Annotated in this window: 15 protein-coding genes; 10 read left to right on the forward strand and 5 right to left on the reverse strand. The window is 48.5% G+C overall.

Going from position 1 to position 16948, the window contains the following annotated elements; translation table 11 throughout:
* The first annotated feature begins 337 nt into the window (after positions 1-337).
* The 7 genes from sugE (at position 338) to BLW34_RS15540 (ending at position 6263) form a co-directional block, all read left to right on the forward strand.
* Positions 338-649, forward strand: coding sequence for a quaternary ammonium compound efflux SMR transporter SugE (sugE, locus tag BLW34_RS06390; protein WP_090577161.1), 312 nt, complete (start codon positions 338-340; stop codon positions 647-649).
* A gap of 72 nt (positions 650-721) precedes the next feature.
* The gene (locus BLW34_RS06395) at positions 722-2005 is read left to right on the forward strand and encodes a DUF2130 domain-containing protein (protein ID WP_090577164.1); all 1284 of its coding nucleotides are present in this window, start codon (positions 722-724) and stop codon (positions 2003-2005) included.
* 184 nt (positions 2006-2189) lie between these two features.
* Positions 2190-4562, forward strand: coding sequence for an endopeptidase La (lon, locus tag BLW34_RS06400; RefSeq protein ID WP_090577166.1), 2373 nt, complete (start codon positions 2190-2192; stop codon positions 4560-4562).
* 15 nt (positions 4563-4577) lie between these two features.
* The gene (locus BLW34_RS16080; RefSeq protein ID WP_176754335.1) at positions 4578-4751 is read left to right on the forward strand and encodes a DUF2188 domain-containing protein; all 174 of its coding nucleotides are present in this window, start codon (positions 4578-4580) and stop codon (positions 4749-4751) included.
* 59 nt (positions 4752-4810) lie between these two features.
* Complete coding sequence (locus BLW34_RS06405; RefSeq protein ID WP_090577168.1) at positions 4811-5395, forward strand: hypothetical protein; 585 nt, start codon at positions 4811-4813, stop codon at positions 5393-5395.
* Positions 5396-5400: 5 nt separating this feature from the next.
* Entirely contained in the window at positions 5401-5760 is a 360-nt protein-coding gene (locus BLW34_RS15535; RefSeq protein ID WP_143037876.1) for a cytochrome c3 family protein, read from the forward strand.
* A gap of 317 nt (positions 5761-6077) precedes the next feature.
* Positions 6078-6263, forward strand: a complete 186-nt coding sequence (locus BLW34_RS15540) for a hypothetical protein (RefSeq protein WP_143037877.1) — start codon at positions 6078-6080, stop codon at positions 6261-6263.
* An 85-nt stretch (positions 6264-6348) separates the two neighbouring features.
* On the opposite strand, the gene mutL is transcribed toward BLW34_RS15540, so the two are convergent.
* Positions 6349-8136 (reverse strand): DNA mismatch repair endonuclease MutL, encoded by a 1788-nt coding sequence (mutL, locus tag BLW34_RS06420; RefSeq protein WP_090577176.1) that lies wholly within the window; start codon positions 8134-8136, stop codon positions 6349-6351.
* A 261-nt stretch (positions 8137-8397) separates the two neighbouring features.
* On the opposite strand from mutL, the gene rpiA reads away from it, so the two are divergent.
* The 3 genes from rpiA (at position 8398) to ppx (ending at position 11420) form a co-directional block, all read left to right on the forward strand.
* Entirely contained in the window at positions 8398-9057 is a 660-nt protein-coding gene (gene rpiA, locus BLW34_RS06425) for a ribose-5-phosphate isomerase RpiA (protein ID WP_090577179.1), read from the forward strand.
* Positions 9058-9143: 86 nt separating this feature from the next.
* On the forward strand, positions 9144-9851 hold the full coding sequence (gene phoU / locus BLW34_RS06430) for a phosphate signaling complex protein PhoU (RefSeq protein WP_090577182.1): 708 nt from the start codon (positions 9144-9146) through the stop codon (positions 9849-9851).
* Positions 9852-9896: 45 nt separating this feature from the next.
* Positions 9897-11420, forward strand: a complete 1524-nt coding sequence (gene ppx / locus BLW34_RS06435; protein ID WP_090577185.1) for an exopolyphosphatase — start codon at positions 9897-9899, stop codon at positions 11418-11420.
* Positions 11421-11448: 28 nt separating this feature from the next.
* Here the strand turns inward: ppx and BLW34_RS06440 are convergent, their stop codons facing one another.
* The 4 genes from BLW34_RS06440 to BLW34_RS06455 are packed head-to-tail and all read right to left on the reverse strand — an operon-like array spanning position 11449 to position 16939.
* Positions 11449-11913 carry a type IV pilin protein gene (locus BLW34_RS06440; RefSeq protein ID WP_305728577.1) on the reverse strand — a complete coding sequence of 155 codons (465 nt, stop codon included), beginning with the start codon at positions 11911-11913 and terminating at the stop codon, positions 11449-11451.
* A gap of 27 nt (positions 11914-11940) precedes the next feature.
* Complete coding sequence (locus BLW34_RS06445) at positions 11941-15336, reverse strand: pilus assembly protein (RefSeq protein WP_256203638.1); 3396 nt, start codon at positions 15334-15336, stop codon at positions 11941-11943.
* Between the two features lie 12 nt (positions 15337-15348).
* The gene (locus tag BLW34_RS06450; RefSeq protein ID WP_090577188.1) at positions 15349-15894 is read right to left on the reverse strand and encodes a pilus assembly PilX family protein; all 546 of its coding nucleotides are present in this window, start codon (positions 15892-15894) and stop codon (positions 15349-15351) included.
* A 25-nt stretch (positions 15895-15919) separates the two neighbouring features.
* Positions 15920-16939: a PilW family protein gene (locus tag BLW34_RS06455; RefSeq protein ID WP_256203639.1), complete on the reverse strand. Its 1020-nt coding sequence runs from the start codon at positions 16937-16939 to the stop codon at positions 15920-15922.
* Positions 16940-16948 lie beyond the last annotated feature (9 nt).

Below are 16948 nucleotides of genomic sequence, written 5' to 3' on the forward strand. Positions count from 1 at the left end.
GCTTGATTTTGTGTTTGATATAGGCAGGTCCGGAAAGCGACCGCCCGAGCTGCGTAATCGATACAGACGCTCCTTTCAAACCAGCTTGAACAGCAGCCATCAGAGCTTGGAGACGGGTAGCATGAATGCCGGGAACTTTTTATTTCAATAAGTTATGCAGCAGATCAATAATCGACATAAATTTATCCTTCCAGGTTATTATTTTAGAAAGAAATTTTATGCTCAGATCGACTTGATCTTATTTTTATCTGAATTCCATCTAACAATACATTGTTTCTTAATGATATTTTGTGGGGATACCTCAGGGGACGACCCCATTATCCTGGAAGGAAACACTATGGCTTGGGTCATTCTTGTTTTGGCAGGCTTGTTTGAGGTCGGTTGGGCTGTCGGATTGAAATACACTGAGGGCTTTAGCCGTTTCTGGCCGACTCTCTGGACAGTCCTTGCGATCATTGCCAGTCTTTGGTTGCTAGGTATTGCCATGAAATCATTACCTGTTAGCACTGCTTATAGCGTCTGGGTGGGAGTAGGCACAATCGGTACTGTTATCCTCGGTATCGTGCTGTTTGAAGAACCTGCCAGTGCAACGCGGCTTATGAGTATTGTGCTGATTATTGCTGGTATCATTGGTCTCAAGTTGGCTTAAAGCACATTCTTTATAAGGAAACATTCTATGATCATTTTCCTTACTGCATAGCAAGAAACAAGAAGGTAGCGCATGAACGAACCCACCATCACTTGCCCCAATTGCCGTACCGAAATCCGACTTACTGAGTCGCTGGCTGCGCCTTTACTGGCTGCCACGCGCCAGCAATATCAGCAGCTGCTTGCGCAAAAAGATCATGAAATCGCCAAACGCGAACAGGATATCCATGAGCAGGAAAAACACCTGATTGAGGCCAAGCGAAACCTTGAGCAACAAATCGCTGATCAGGTTACTGCCCAACTCAAGACTGAGCGTACACGCCTGATCGAGGAAGAGTCCAGAAAAGCCAAGCTGGCGGCTGCTCTTGAGTTAGAAGGCAAGGTCCGTGAACTGGCTGATCTTCAGGAATTGCTTAAGGCACGTGACCAGAAACTTGCTGAAGCACAGCATGCCCAAGCAGAACTCATCAAGAAGCAACGCGAGTTGGACGATGCCAAACGCGAACTGGAGCTGACGGTTGAGAAACGGGTGCAAGAAAATCTGGCTATAGTGCGATCCCACGCACGCCGTGAAGCTGAGGAGAGTCTCAAACTGAAGGTAATGGAGAAAGACCAGGCCATAGCCTCCATGCAACAGAAGATTGAAGAACTTAAGCAGAAAGCTGAGCAGGGTTCGCAACAGCTGCAAGGGGAAGTGCAGGAGCTGGAGCTTGAAGCGCTGCTTCGTGCCAAATTTCCATTGGATTCCATCGAGCCAGTTCCGAAAGGTGATTTTGGGGGAGATATGCTGCACTATGTCTTCAGCCAAAGCGGTCAGCAGAGCGGCGCCATTTTGTGGGAGTCCAAACGAACCAGAAATTGGAGCGATGCGTGGTTGGTAAAACTGCGAGAGGATCAGCGCAATGCAAAAGCGGAAGTGTCGGTTCTGGTCAGTCAAGCGCTACCCAAGGGAGTTGAAACCTTTGATGTTGTGGAAGGGGTCTGGGTGACTCATCCACGTGCGGCATTGCCCGTGGCAACGATCCTGCGCCATACGCTACTTCAGGTCAGTCTGACACGGCAGGCCTCAGAAGGACAGCAGACCAAGACCGAAATGGTTTACCAGTATCTGACTGGGCCACGTTTTCGTCAGCGGGTAGAAGCGATAGTCGAGGCCTTCACGACGATGCAGGAAGATCTGGATAAAGAACGCAAAGTGATCATGAAGCAATGGGCTAAACGCGAGCAGCAGATTGAGCGGGTAATGGGCGCGACAGTGGGGATGTATGGTGATTTGCAGGGCATCGCCGGAAAATCGCTGCAAGAGATTGAAGGTTTGGAGTTTGAAGCCATTGAGATAAAAGAATGGGATCTGTAAGTGGTAATTTCTTGCCCATTACGTGAATTGGACTGACTCAATGATGCTCAACTTGTTTTCTGTGTAATTGACAACATGTAGGGTGTTCAGTACATTTTATCTGGACGCAGAAAAATGGTGCAGATGGAGATTCTTTAATTCGGAATTGAATCAGTCTTTCATCCCATTCATGGAGAAACCGATCATGGAACAGTCACTCGCAACCCAGTTCGAATTACCCGATGACGTCATCGCGCTGATCCCCATGCGCAACGTTGTGTTATTTCCACATGTCCTTATGCCGATTACTGTCGGGCGTGTGAAATCAATCGCCACAATCGAGCACGCACTGCAATCGGATTCCCCCATCGGTATCGTATTACAACGAGATGCCTCAGCTGATCATCCTGGACTGAATGAGTTATGTCTGATTGGCACCATTGCGAGAATTGTGCGCCACATTACCTCGACTGATGGCACGCAACACGTCGTCTGTCAGGGGATAGAACGCTTCCAGATCAAGGAGTTGGTCGAGGGTTATCCCTTCCTAGCTGCGCGGATAAACCGTATTGAAGAGATTCCTCAGCCCTCTACCCAGGTTGAAGCGCTCGCTATACAGCTACGTGAACGTGCAACCGAGATTCTGTCGTTATTACCCGGCATCCCTGCGGAACTCGGACATGCATTGCAAACGACACGGGCGCCTGCACAGCTTGCTGACATTACAGCCAGTCTGCTTGATACCGAAGTTAATGAAAAACAGGTGCTGCTCGAAACCATCGACATCGAAGAGCGGCTACAAAAAGTCCTGAGGATTTTGTCGCACCGGATTGAGGTATTAAGACTATCGAAGGAAATCAGTGAGCGGACCAAGGAGCAGATGGAAGATCGCGAACGCAAGTTTTTATTGCGTGAGCAATTGAAAGCGATCCAGAAAGAATTGGGTGAGGATGGCGACCATGACCAGGAGATTGCCCAACTGAATGAGGCGATCTCAAAAGCGGGTATGCCAGAGGAGATCGAAACCCAGGTCCGTAAAGAGCTTCAGCGATTGCAACGCATGCCAAGTGCCTCAAGTGAATACTCGATGCTGCATACTTATCTGGAATGGATGACTGAGTTACCTTGGCGATTGCCGGAAGATACGCCGATCGATCTCAATGTCGCACGTGAAGTTCTAGCGGCTGATCACTTCGGGTTGGAGCGTGTCAAACAACGTATCATCGAGTTCCTGGCAGTTCAGAAATTGAAGCCCCAAGGCCGAGCACCCATCCTCTGTTTTGTCGGTCCACCCGGGGTTGGAAAAACCTCGCTTGGTCAGAGTATCGCCCGTGCCCTGCAACGAACATTCGTACGAGTATCGCTGGGAGGAATACACGATGAAGCGGAAATGCGTGGTCACCGTCGTACTTATGTGGGCGCGATGCCGGGCAATATTGTGCAAGGCTTGCGCAAGGCAAGTGCGCGTAACTGTGTGATGATGCTCGATGAAATCGATAAGATGACGGTCAGCGCGCATGGTGATCCAGCAGCAGCGCTGCTTGAGATTCTGGATCCTGAGCAAAACTCGACTTTTCGTGATAATTATCTTGGTGTCCCATTTGATTTGAGTCGGGTGATTTTTATTGCTACCGCCAATGTTATCGATCAAGTCTCTCCTCCGGTGCGTGACCGTATGGAGATCATTGATCTACCGGGTTATACCCGTGAGGAAAAACTTCAAATTGCGTTGCGCTATCTGGTGCAGCGCCAGCGTGAAGCTAATGGTTTGCGCGAAGATCAATGCGCACTGACAGTCGAAGCGCTGGATAGCCTTATTGCCAACTATACCCGTGAAGCAGGCGTACGCCAGCTCGAACGTGAGCTTGGTCGGGTCATGCGTCATACCGCCTTACGCGTGGCAGAGGAAGCGCAACTTCAGGTGCGTGTCGATGCAGCTGATCTGGATACTATCCTCGGACCAGCCAAATATGAGTATGAAACTGCCTCGCGCACCAGTCTGCCTGGAGTGGCTACCGGGCTGGCATGGACACCTGTGGGAGGCGATATCCTGTTTATTGAAGCGACGCGGGTGAGTGGTAGCGGACGACTGATTCTGACGGGGCAGCTGGGCGATGTTATGAAGGAAAGTGCTCAAGCCGCACTGACCCTGGTCAAAGCACGTGCTCATGAGCTGAATATTCCGGCATCAATGTTCGAAGGGATTGATGTTCACTTGCATGTCCCGGCGGGGGCTATTCCGAAAGATGGGCCCAGTGCGGGCGTAGCGATGTTTATTGCGCTTGCCTCATTGTTTACCGACCGACCGGTGCACCATGAGGTGGCAATGACGGGTGAAATCAGTTTGCGCGGACTGGTCCTGCCAGTCGGAGGCATCAAGGAAAAGGTACTAGCCGCGCAACGAGCGGGCTTACGAACAGTGCTTCTGCCTGTACGCAACCAGAAGGATTTGCGCGATGTGCCAGAGACAGCAAAATCTGCCATGCAGTTTATTTATTTGGAAACGGCCGAGGATGCAATTCAGGCGGCACTGGGTCAAACTGGCCAGCACACAGCATCAGAATTCAAGCTTGTTTGAGTCTGAGAGCGCTTCATGCCTTGGACTACTGAGCATTATCCATCGGCTATGCAAAATTTGCCGCGGTTAGTTCGGCTAAAAGCCATTGCGATTGCTAACGCTTTACTGGCTGAAGGAATGGAAGAGGGGCGTGCGATCCGCATTGCTATTGCCAAGGCAAAGCAATGGGCCTGTCGCGGCTCTAGTTGATTCGGTTGAATATATGAATACACAAATAAGAATGGCGATCTCTTGTTGGTAAGCCTATCATGTCTCCGCTGAGTCGCCGTTCCCTTCTCATTACGATAGCTATTTTCGCTACGATTATTGCTGCATGGGGTGTGGAGTTACTATTGAGTCTCCCGGCTCATTGGCCATTTGCACATAGCCAGCCAGGTCATGTACTGGGCTGGTTAGGGTTGGCAGTGATTTTACTTACTTATGTTTACCCCTGGAAAAAACGGCATGCTCCTTCAGGAACCTGGCCCAAAAAGTGGTTCATGGCTCACATGCTGTGCGGTAGCCTGGGGCCAATGTTAATTTTGATCCACTCTGGCTGGCATCTACATGCAGGAGTCGCTGTCCTGGCCTTACTAGCGATGGGTGGCGCAGCAATCAGTGGTATTATCGGTAAAACCATTCATAGTGTTGCATTACGAATGTTGTCCAGTCAACAACGCACACTGACAGAGCAAGGGTTATCTCAGGAGCAGATTGGGCAAGTCCTTGACGATGCCGCATCGCAAGAAAGCATGTTTCGCATGTGGCAGATTATTCATGCACCGCTGGCAGCCATCTTTATAGTGCTAACCATTTTGCACATTATGGGTGCTATTTTCTTCACCGGGTTCTAGGTCATATGGCTTTCCATCCACTCCCCCGTCACACCTATCGAATGACTGTTTTGATCATTGTGTGTCTGTGTAGTTGGATTGCCTGGGGATCCTTTCATTACCCGGAAGCATTTTGGGCACCAGGTCATCTCAGTCGCTATCATGATCATATTGAGTACTGCACTGCCTGCCATACATCGTTTCGCGGTGTACTGGCAGCGAACTGTATCAACTGTCATGATGCTGAGCAATTTGCTGACGGTACCACAACAGTGGCCGAATTTCATAGGAACTACGTTACCCAAGGAAGAAGCTGTAGCGGATGTCATACTGAACACAATGGCTTGTTAGCCCAGATTACTATCACTACCTTAAATGGCTTCTAGGGGAGCCTGAACAAGTGCTGGGTCAAACGGATTGCGGCATTAAGCGGTGCTCAAAAACTTGTCTATCTATTCGATCAGTAGTTTTGCCGATAGGACGTTTCGCTAAAAACCTGCAAAACTTGTTTTTACTACGCTAAAAAACAGCATAGATACCTTCCGACATGTCTGCTGGTAATCTAATCCACTGCGCCAAGAGCACTCAATGTCGCTTTGAAAGTTTGATCAAGATCAATGTTCCCCATATTTATAACGGGTACTATCCCAATCGTAGTTTAAAAAACAATTTTAATTATCTGCTTATGCTAAAGGAATTTCATATGAAGATTATACACTTGGCTGCGATGGTAAGCGTATTGGTTTTGGTCGGTTGTAAACCATCGGCGCCAGAAACTCCTGATCCTTCAAAATATGGACAAACTATTCAGCCCTTCCATCAGATACCTGCGGAAGCTCAGGAAGGTCAGGGTAAAGCCAGATCAACAGAAGAAAAATCACAGTACTAAAGATTCGTCAGTGTTCTATAGCTGACGGGCACCATGCGAGCTCTAAGCTATAGAACTTTGTAGTTTGTTTTCTTGCCTGCTGATGCTAATTTCCACGCATGAACATCTTGTCAAGCTCAGCCAAGCTGATTCCGAACCAGGTTGGCCTGCCATGATTACATTGATCGGAGCGTTCGGTCGCTTCCATTTCACGCAGTAATGCATTCATTTCCGTAGTCGTTAATTGACGATTGGCACGGACGGAGCCATGACAAGCCATCGTAGCTAGAAGCTCGTTACGTCTACTGGTCAATAGCTGGCTGGCTCCAAATTCACGAATTTCAACTAGCACATCGCGAGCCAGTTTGACTGTATCAGCATCTTTTAACATCATAGGGACTGCTCGTATAACGAGGGAGGTGGGAGTAAGTGCCGCTATTTCAAAACCCAGCTCATTTAAAATGGCATGATTTTCCTCGACTGTGGCCACATCCAGCTGATCAGCCTGAAAGGTCACTGGCACCAGCAGCGGTTGCATTGGTAAGGTATGCTGATCAAGCGCTGATTTGAGCTTCTCATAAACAACGCGCTCATGGGCTGCGTGCATATCGACGATGATTAGACCTTGCTCATTTTGTGCCAGGATATAAATCCCGAGAAGTTGTCCCAATGCAAAGCCCAGTGGTGGAATCGGCTGCGTGGACTGAGTGGGGGGATTGCCAGGATTGCCAGGATTGACATCCAGTAAGTCCGAATTGCCACCGAATAAAGTCTGATAAAAAGCCGGAGGTTGCGCAATGGCCTTAATCGGTAAATTTACCTGTCGTGAATAGCCTATCGGAGGATGTTGAGAATTTTGGGTTGCCTGGGTAACGAGAGGAGAGAGGATTTGTGTATCCGATTTACGCTGGGGTGATGCTAATACCTTGTGGATACTGTGAAAAACAAATTGATGCACAGCACGCGCATCACGGAAACGTACTTCTGCTTTGGCTGGATGAACGTTAACATCAACATTTTCAGGGTTGATTTGAAGATACAGCACGAATGCGGGATGGCGATCCAGATGGAGCACATCACGATAAGCTTCGCGCAAAGCGTGAGAAATCAGTTTATCCCTGACGTAGCGGCCATTGACAAAAAAATACTGCATGTCACGAGCTGAACGCGAATAAGTGGGTAGTGCAATCATGCCTTGCAAATTGATATCAGCTGCCTCCTCGGAAACGGGTACGGCAGTCTGGCCAAATTCTTCCCCCAGCACGGCAGTAATACGTTGAGCGGTGTCTGCCGCATATAAGTGGCTCCGTGCCTTGCCATTGTGCTGCAGACTAAATGCGATATCGGCATGGGACAGTGCGATACGTCGGAATACTTCCTCGCAATGTGCAAATTCAGTGGCTTCGGTTTTCAGAAACTTACGACGTGCCGGTAGATTAAAAAAAAGATCGCGTACTTCCAGAGTGGTGCCAACACCTCGTGCCGTTGGCTCAGGTCGGCTAACTTGTCCTCCTTCTGCTTGAATATGCCAGGCATGTTTATCGCCAGACTGATAACTCGCTAATAGTAATCGAGAGACCGCTCCGATACTGGCGAGTGCTTCGCCACGGAACCCCAGGCTGGCTATTTTTTGCAAATCTTCCTGTGTGCTGATTTTGCTCGTTGCATGACGTGCTAACGCGAGAGGCAGTTCGCTCCCAGAAATTCCTTTTCCATTATCAGCTACGCGGATCAGGCTAAGGCCACCTTGCATAATGTGTACTGTGATCTCAGTTGTGCCAGCATCTATACTGTTTTCGAGGATTTCTTTCAGTACTGAGGCGGGTCGCTCGATCACTTCTCCTGCAGCGATTTGATTGATGAGCACATCTGGAAGCAGCTTGATTGCATTCATATGAAAATAAATTGAGTATGCATGGGCATTATTTTGCCCTAAAGTTATGATACGCTTGATAGAAAGTCACATACATAGTTTTACTGAAGCCGAGCAGGCAAGGAATTTTTGGCTGGAAACAGTGGAAACTTTCATTAAGAAACGGAAGTTTATATCCAGAACTGTTAAGCATTACATAGGATGCAACATAGTTATTGTCTAAATATTCAGTTAATACTATCCTGATGGTTAATTATTATTTGACACCGACACAGGAGTACCATGACACAAGATGAACAAAAACGTGCGGCTGCTCAAGCCGCCATTCAGCATATTCCGATTGGGGCAGTAATTGGCGTAGGAACCGGTTCTACCGCTAACTATTTCATAGACGAACTCGCTAAAATCAAGCATAAAATTGAAGGTGCGGTTGCCAGCTCCGAAGCAACGGCGCAACGCTTAAGCAAACATGGCATAGACGTATTGGATCTTAACACGGTTACAGATTTGCCCGTCTACGTAGATGGTGCAGATGAAATTACCAAACATTTGCACATGATCAAAGGTGGCGGCGGTGCCTTGACCCGTGAAAAAATTGTTGCGGCAGTGGCAAGAAAATTCATATGCATCGCTGATCAGAGTAAGTTGGTCAATATATTGGGTACCTTTCCGCTCCCAGTGGAAGTCATTCCGATGGCACGTAGTTATGTGGCACGAGAAATTACCTTGCTAGGCGGCCATCCGGCACTGCGCCAGGGATTTATTACAGATAATGGCAACCTCATTCTGGATATACATGGTCTGCAAATCCTGAATCCAGTTGAACTGGAAACGACGCTTAACCAAATAACGGGCGTCGTCACTAACGGATTGTTTGCCAGAAAAGGCGCGGATACCTTGCTACTGGGTACAGAAGAAGGTGTTGAAGTTATTACTGTTTGATATTTTGACTTGTAATCAAAACGTCATTGGCTACAGAGAAAGAGAACAGTTTTATCTGACTTATCAGAAGGTAGGATATGGCTAATATGGCTAATAAAGAACACATTTCGAAAAGATTTGATGCAGATCTTGAAGAAGTGCGCACCCGGGTGTTGCAAATGGGGGGATTTGTTGAAGAGCAGATTGAACATGCGATTGAGGCTTTAACTGATGGTAATGAAGCTATCATCGAGCAAGTAATTGCCAATGATCATCGGGTCAATGCCATGGAAGTTTCAATCGATGAAATCTGCAATCAGATCATTGCGCGCAGACAGCCCACAGCCAGTGATCTACGTATGATCATGACTGTCATCAAGACAATTACTGATTTAGAACGAATTGGTGATGAAGCTGCAAAAATTGCGCGCATGGCGAGACTTATTTATGCAGCAGATCGCTTACATGCACCACGTTTTGTAGAAGTTAAGCATGTTGCCAAAATTGCTCTGGATATGTTGCATAAAGCACTGGATGCTTTTGCTCGTCTGGATTTGAATGCTGCTGCGCATATTGTGCGCCAGGACGAATTGGTAGATGAAGAATTTCGCGCCATTCTTCGGCAGCTCATTACGTTCATGATGGAAGATCCCCGTAAAATTTCCACTTCACTGGAAATTCTTTTTGTGGCAAAAGCAATCGAGCGTATTGGCGATCACGCAAAAAACATGTCTGAATATGTAGTTTATATGGTTAAAGGCAAGGATGTTCGCCATGTCACAGCTGATGAAATTGAACGCGAAGTTAGAGGGTAAATTATTTGTTTGATTTAAGCCTGCCTAAGATTTAGGCATAGGGTTATGCGCGAATATTCCACACTGGCTGCAGTTGATCTTGGCTCCAATAGCTTTCACCTGCAGGTGTCGCGTGTGGTAGGCAAACAGCTTTATCCACTAGATAGTCTAAAGGAAATGGTTCGGCTGGCTGCGGGACTTACGATTGACAAAAAGCTGGATGAAGCATGTCAAGTGCGCGCCTTGGATTGCTTAAAGCGCTTTAGTGAACGTCTACGGGGATTTCCGACGCATGCTGTGCGGGTGGTCGGAACAAACTCACTTCGAGTTGCTAAAAATGCTTCTGATTTCCTGGTAAAAGCTGAGACTGTATTGGGGTTTCCAATTGAGATCATTGCTGGCCATGAAGAAGCGCGCCTCATTTATCTGGGAGTCGCGCACAGCCTGCCAGCTTCTGATAATAATCGGCTTATCATCGATATTGGAGGTGGCTCCACGGAATTTATTATTGGCACCCGCCTGGAACCGAATAAGCTGGAAAGCCTTTATATGGGTTGTGTCAGCCATAGTTTGCTCTTTTTTCCAGATGGAAAGATTACTAAAGGTGCCATGAAACGTGCAGAGCTTGCCGCGCAAACTGAAATACAGAGTATTACAACAGAATTCTCAGCTGATCAATGGCAGGAGGTTTATGGATCTTCTGGAACAGCGCGGGCGCTAGGCCGCATCCTTAAACTGAATAACTATGGTGATCGCAATAAAACAGAAGGTATTACGCTGGAGGGTCTGGAAAAATTTCGTGAATATCTCCTGAAGGTGGGTGATATCCGGAAGATTGTAATCGCTGGTTTACATCCTGATCGTACACCTGTGATTGCGGGTGGATTTGCCATCATGTATGCAGCGTTCAAGGCGCTAGGTATTCAGCGCATGCGTCTTACGACAGGTGCACTGCGCCAGGGTGTGCTCTACGATATGCTCGGCCGGTTCCATAATGAAGATATGCGGGAGGTATCTGTGCAGCAGTTTATGCAACGCTATCGTGTCGATCCTGCCCAAGCTGCGCGCATAGAATCGCTTGCGTTAGTATTGGGCAAGCAGCTTCTAGCCAACTATCCTGATGAGGAAATAGCAGAAGATGCGCTGCGTTTGTTGTCCTGGGCAGCACATCTCCATGAGGTGGGTATCTCAGTAGCCCATTCTGGCTATCACAAACATTCTGCCTATATTCTTGGGAATGCAGACATACCGGGCTTTTCCAAAATGGAACAGATGCACCTGAGTCAACTTGTACTCGTCCACCAGGGATCACTGACCAAGGTGAGTGAATTTTTGACCAATCCTATCAACCTGGCTCAATCAATCGCCCTGCGCTTAGCGACAATTTTTTACCGTAGCCGCACGAGTATCGAGTTACCTTCCATGAAAATACAAGCGGATAATGGTGCCTATGAGTTGTTTATTTCACAGACATGGCTGGAGCGCAATCCGTTAACGGAAACTTTGCTACGTGCTGAAATTGATGCCTGGGCAGCATTGAAAATTCATTTCTGTATTCAGAGTTCCTCTCCAAAGAAGAATCTTTCTTGAGTTTTTTATCCACGAATTCTGGGTGCGATTAACGCTGCCAGCAATCTGCTGCCGTTAACGATGGACTACCGCTGACGCCTTTGATGCCAGTATGCGTTAACGTCAGAGTGGCGCACGCATCACTGGTCATCGTGCCTGTCGGAGCAGCCTCCAGCGTGTAAGTGTTTTGTGTCGGCGTGCCTGCTGCAAACTGAATGGTATATTTTGCAGTGCCTGTCTTGGGAGACTGGGTGACAGGCAGCGTAAAATTGGTGGCATCGCTTTTCAGATCATACCGGTTCGCTTCGGTAAAATTACGTTCCAGTAGCTGCGCCATCTCCAGCAGAATGCCTTTAGCTTCGGCACGATTAGTCCGGCGTACATGTTCTTGATAGGCAGGCAGCGCCACTGCCGCCAGAATGCCAACAATGGCGACTGCGGTCATTAATTCAATCAGGGTAAAGCCTGACAATCTATTTTTTGGCGGGATCATTTGATTAATCATGTGTTTCATTATTTTTTCCTCCAAGCTTATACCCGCCTATTGTATTTGTTTCCAGGAGTGGCGTGGGTTAAGTGGATTGCCTTTGACTGTAATAGTTTCGATTAAACCAGTGGTTGAGCCGGCAATCAAGTGGATGAGGTTGCCTGCACTGATCGCGACGGATTCACTGCGCACACCATCGGAGCCCATGGCTGCGATCAGCCGATCCTGATTATTGAGCATGCCACTATCGTCAGTATCAAATTGAGGAGCGGCCAGCATTCCGCCTGTTTCTGCATTCAATAGCATGAACCAATTATGACCTCCCGAAGCACAGGGGTCACTGGAAGGAATGAGCGTGGTAAAGATAATCCGTCCGAAATTGAGCTGCGGCATGATAACCGAGCGTTCTCCTTGAGCACCTGGGCCAGGTGGCTGCAGTAGATCGAGGTACCACCCTTGCTTGGTTGCCCAGCTTACTAAATTGCTTGATACGGTACGTTCAAAAGGAGGCAGCACGGTTTCAGTCAGAATGGTCTGCTGTTGCAGCGTACTCCGATCTGTGGCGGATATTCGACTCTCGTTGTTGTCCCAGATGCCATACAAAGTTTGTATGTCGGCATTGGCATTGTCTCCCGAGGCAATGAACTGACCGGTGCCAAAATAAACGAGATGGCCACCGCTTGGATGAAGCCCGATTTCCAAGGGAGAGGTAATGGGTTGCACCTGATTGCTGGCATTCCTGGCGGTAAACAGAGGAAGTTTTGTATTACCAGATTTGTAGGCAACATCCCAGATCCCTGAATTAGTATGTGATAGATCGAATTTCCAGACATTACCTTGCAAATCTCCGGCATAAACAATATCGATGACTCTGTCACTATTGGTGTCGACTAACGCCGGACTGGAAAGGCCATTGCTGGTGCTGTCATTGGTTGCGATTTTCTTAATCAGCGCGCCCGTCTGCAGATCAATGATGTAAAGATAAGCGCGATCATTGGTGCTGTTGTAACCGTTGCTGATAATGGCCGCCCAGACACCGTTATTCAATAACGCGATTTTTGCCTGTCCCTGGGTAAATCCCAAATCAGAATCAGAAAACTCCCACAGCACGTTAGAAGCAGAAAAATTAACTGGATCGGTGATATCTAACGCGAAGACACTTTTTCCGCCAGTACCTAACGAACCCAGCAATAGGGTTCTCCAGCTGGGTGTCGCACCAATATAGGCATCGCCGGTGTAGGTGTTGCCATCAACAAAATAGCGATGCGTGTAATCGGGTGAAGTCAGCCAACTGAGTTTAGGATAGACTGCGCTGGGGATATAGCTGAACAGCTCAACCCCCGTTTCGGCATTAAAGGCATGGAGCATGCCATCGTTGGCGCCAGTATAAATAACCGGCATCCTGCTGGCATTGGCTTGAACATAGGCAGCATAGGCAGCTTGCCCTGCTGTCCCGCTGGGTAATGCGTCGTAACCAAAATTGAGGACTTTGACGAATAACAGATCGGAATTGACAATATCGCCGAGCAGGCCATTGTTCCGATTACGGAAACTCCCGCCTTGTGCCACTTCAGTGGTTTTATCCCCGCGCAGCCAGGAAATTCGACTCATGCCCAGGCCGTCCTTAGCCCCGCTGATGTTGGTGTTGAGTGCATTTTGTTGTGAACTGGATAGCGATGAAAAATTAGCAGAGGTAAACGCGAGCCCGCGCGTTCCATCATGGGTAAAGATGGTACGGCTGGCATGCGCTGGCAGCACAGACGAAGCTTCCCATAGAATTGTCCCTAGCGAGCCATTTGAACCCAATTCGTATGCAAACAGCTGTCCACTCCAGTCACTGCTGTTAAACTTGGCTTGATAAATATGAGTGCCATTGTTGAGCCGACTGGTATTCGTGGTGACTGCGGCGGCTGAACTTACTCTCGATGAGATATTGCTGAGAGCCTTGCTCAAATTGCTGGCAAATGCGGCAGGATCTTGTGCGCTAAAGAAGCCGCCCCGGCTATTTACCGCGGCATGCCATAAATCATCAATTTTGGCCGCATTACTGGCTATCGGATCAGGCCAGGTTTCTGATCCGGTAGGTAACGAGGATAACGCGCCCTGCACCCCCAGGCCGACAGTAAAATGGACCAGATGTTGCCAGAAGGCAGGATCAGCAACATTAGTCGGTACTTTATTATCCAGATTAGGGCGTAAATCGTTTTTCCAGTAATGCATGGCAATATCGGCCAGCGTGTCGCTGGAGCTGTCGGAGTAGGGAAGCGTCGGCGTATAGGTATAAGTAGCAGGCGTGGCATTGGGAAAATGATTCGTAAGGGTGTTTCCTGCTGTATTATCTGAATTCCCCACTGCTGAGAAGGAATCATCCCAGTAACCATCGGTCACCAGAATGTGGTAATTTTGCCGACATACATATTGCGTGCCGCCATTTGAGCCAGGCGTTTCGCCCCAGGGGCCTTGATCATCGGTACGCATAAAATAGCGACCTACACGGTTTGTTGCGTTGCGGAGAGGCGCTTCTGCCGTTGAAAGGGGATACCCATAAAGATTGTTGAAGAAGGCTGTCCTATTGGTGCCGGTAAATTGCCTTACCCCACGGATAATGGTGCCTGTTGAGACATTATCGATGCTCGTTTCTTCCTTATGGATTGCACCAAATCCTAACCGCATGCCACCGCCTTGAGCAGACAGCACTTTGCCTACTCCCGCACGCGACAACAAGGTACGGGAACGGTAATAGGTATACCAGTTGGCAAAATTCTGTATTTCCTCATTATAAGTACAAATGGGCGCAGCCGCACAGTCTGTCCGATTTATTCCACCCTGATAGGAGTTTAAGGTAGTTGATTTAATTTCAATCCTGGAATAGCTGTTTGCCGACAGAATTTCCCCGCCGTTGTAATTGAAATAAACCGCAGGATAGAATGTTCTTGATTCCTCATTAGATAAACTGCCGTCACTATTCAGCCAGAAAGCGGTTTGTGTCGTGCTGGCGGTGAGATTCCGGCAGCCGGCATTCGCCTTCATGGGATTGTGCGGCGCACAGGTGGGTGAGGCATTGCTCATCAAGGAACCATCGGCATTGCTCCACGGTTGGTATCTTACCGTGGGATCGTAATAAATTTTGTTGACCTGACTGGAGCGTAAAGCCGCAGCATAGGGATTATTTGGATCAAAATCAACCACCCGGTTATCGTAATCACCTCCACCATAAACCCCTGCCGTGCGGGGGAACAGATAGCGCACATTCTGAAGAACCCGTTCTTCCGGCATGATTTCAGACTGCATCGAGCCTGAATCATCCAGAGTAACCATGATATTAGGTTCAACAGCTGTGGTTAGAAATAAGGGGACATCTGAGAGAGTAAGGGTGGCTTGCGCGTGCCAGGGAACAAAGGTGATCAGGACAGTAGTGATACAGGCCCCAATAATACTCAGATGCTTCAATTTAGTTTTCCTTTATCTGCGGTAAGTGCTTTGTAATATCACGATCGCCGATTCAGTTCCCCCCACGCCCCTGGCAGTTACCCGGTACATGTTTGATGTCAACGATGTAGCGGATTGCTGCACACTGCCTCCGGTTCCTAGGGGGATGCTGACGAGCTGTTCGATGATATAGCGAGGTTGACTTGCTACGCCCGCTATCGTTGCATTGATGGACCTGCCTGAAGCAGGCCATCCTGACCAGGTGGCGACCGGATAAGAATCAGGAGGAAGGTTGCAGGGATCGTTAGGATTAGTGGGGTTATAACAATAAAGTCCCCCCGTTCCATCAAATAGGGGTAAGGTAATCTGTTCCAGAAACAGCTCGCCTTCTCTGAGGGCGGCCTCGGCTGCCTGGAAAGCCAGATTCTCGTCACGCAAATTACCCGCCATTTTTTCTTCCAGCATCGTGGTCTGCATGGCCGTTACACCTAGCAGCGTCATCATCACCAAGAAAATCAGCCCGGTCATGAGAACGACGCCACGTTGCCTCGATCCCGGTTTGATTTCATGAGTGATCATGACGGATATCCTCTGCCAGCGCTGATCAGGCTACCCGGTTGCGCAATGCCACTACGGTAGTAAAAGCCTGGCGTAGTCGCCGATCGGTGGGGGTCGTGGTGGCGCCGTTAAAGGTGTAGGGCTGTGGTTGGCTGGCGATGTTATTCTCTATCGACTGCATTAGTAGGCTAATGCGCAAGCTGACAATTTTTCCCCAATCCGTTACCGCATTTGCAGTACGATAGATATCTGCTGTCCAGTTATCATCGAGATCCTCGCCGTATTCAATCTGCATGTTTTCTATCCCCCTGACCAGTTCCTCCGCGTCACTCGCTCCAACCTTGCGATAAAGCGCCGGCCATTCACCTGCCATACGAATAAAATAGGAGCGGGTAGAGATCTTGAGGAGCTCGCCATCAGTAAAATCCTTGCCTAAGTCTTTTTTATAATTTCCGGGCGCATTTGTCGTGCCAGTGTTGTGTACGATATTGTCCTGCCCGGATGAGGTATTGATGTTCGTAATTTGGAAAATGGCGGCTGCCTGGCAATCCGTAACCAGTACAATATCGTCATTCTTGAAGCCACTTCCCATCGTCACTTTGAGATCAGCGGAACCGGGGCCATTTGCACCCCCTGGTTGTTGAGTCACTTTGGTGTCACTGCCATCGACGCCACGCACCACGATAATATCTCGTCCCCCTAGCGGGCTGGGAATTGCACCTGAGGGAGGGTCAGGTATCCAGGCGGTCGTGCTGGTTGCTTCGAAGCCTTCTAGCGATCGACCGAGATTCCATAAAAAATCTGTCGAATTACTCAGGGTATTCACTATTTTCGATGGCGGTATGCTATTTCCTGCGCAGCCAAAATAGCCGGCCATGCGGATATCCCTGGAAAGCACATGGAAGGCATAGCGGGCGTTTTCCTGCATTCTGGCCAGCGCATCATTGACGCGATAGGTTTGATGACTGGAAGTTAAGATAGTGATGACACCGCCCAGCAACAAAAGTCCGATGGTCATGGCGACCATGAGTTCAACCAAAGTAAAGCCATGCTGTTTTGCTGCCATTGCCTTCAT

The organism is Nitrosomonas sp. Nm58, assembly GCF_900107335.1.
Lineage (GTDB): Bacteria > Pseudomonadota > Gammaproteobacteria > Burkholderiales > Nitrosomonadaceae > Nitrosomonas.

Excerpts from the sequence above, each read along its gene's own strand:
- sugE (WP_090577161.1), top strand. The coding sequence starts at position 338 with ATGGCTTGGGTCATTCTTGTTTTGGCAGGCTTGTTTGAGGTCGGTTGG.
- BLW34_RS06395 (WP_090577164.1), top strand. The coding sequence starts at position 722 with ATGAACGAACCCACCATCACTTGCCCCAATTGCCGTACCGAAATCCGA.
- lon (WP_090577166.1), top strand. The coding sequence starts at position 2,190 with ATGGAACAGTCACTCGCAACCCAGTTCGAATTACCCGATGACGTCATC.
- BLW34_RS16080 (WP_176754335.1), top strand. The coding sequence starts at position 4,578 with ATGCCTTGGACTACTGAGCATTATCCATCGGCTATGCAAAATTTGCCG.
- BLW34_RS06405 (WP_090577168.1), top strand. The coding sequence starts at position 4,811 with ATGTCTCCGCTGAGTCGCCGTTCCCTTCTCATTACGATAGCTATTTTC.
- BLW34_RS15535 (WP_143037876.1), top strand. The coding sequence starts at position 5,401 with ATGGCTTTCCATCCACTCCCCCGTCACACCTATCGAATGACTGTTTTG.
- BLW34_RS15540 (WP_143037877.1), top strand. The coding sequence starts at position 6,078 with ATGAAGATTATACACTTGGCTGCGATGGTAAGCGTATTGGTTTTGGTC.
- mutL (WP_090577176.1), bottom strand. The coding sequence starts at position 8,136 with ATGAATGCAATCAAGCTGCTTCCAGATGTGCTCATCAATCAAATCGCT.
- rpiA (WP_090577179.1), top strand. The coding sequence starts at position 8,398 with ATGACACAAGATGAACAAAAACGTGCGGCTGCTCAAGCCGCCATTCAG.
- phoU (WP_090577182.1), top strand. The coding sequence starts at position 9,144 with ATGGCTAATAAAGAACACATTTCGAAAAGATTTGATGCAGATCTTGAA.
- ppx (WP_090577185.1), top strand. The coding sequence starts at position 9,897 with ATGCGCGAATATTCCACACTGGCTGCAGTTGATCTTGGCTCCAATAGC.
- BLW34_RS06440 (WP_305728577.1), bottom strand. The coding sequence starts at position 11,913 with ATGAAACACATGATTAATCAAATGATCCCGCCAAAAAATAGATTGTCA.
- BLW34_RS06450 (WP_090577188.1), bottom strand. The coding sequence starts at position 15,894 with ATGATCACTCATGAAATCAAACCGGGATCGAGGCAACGTGGCGTCGTT.
- BLW34_RS06455 (WP_256203639.1), bottom strand. The coding sequence starts at position 16,939 with ATGGCAGCAAAACAGCATGGCTTTACTTTGGTTGAACTCATGGTCGCC.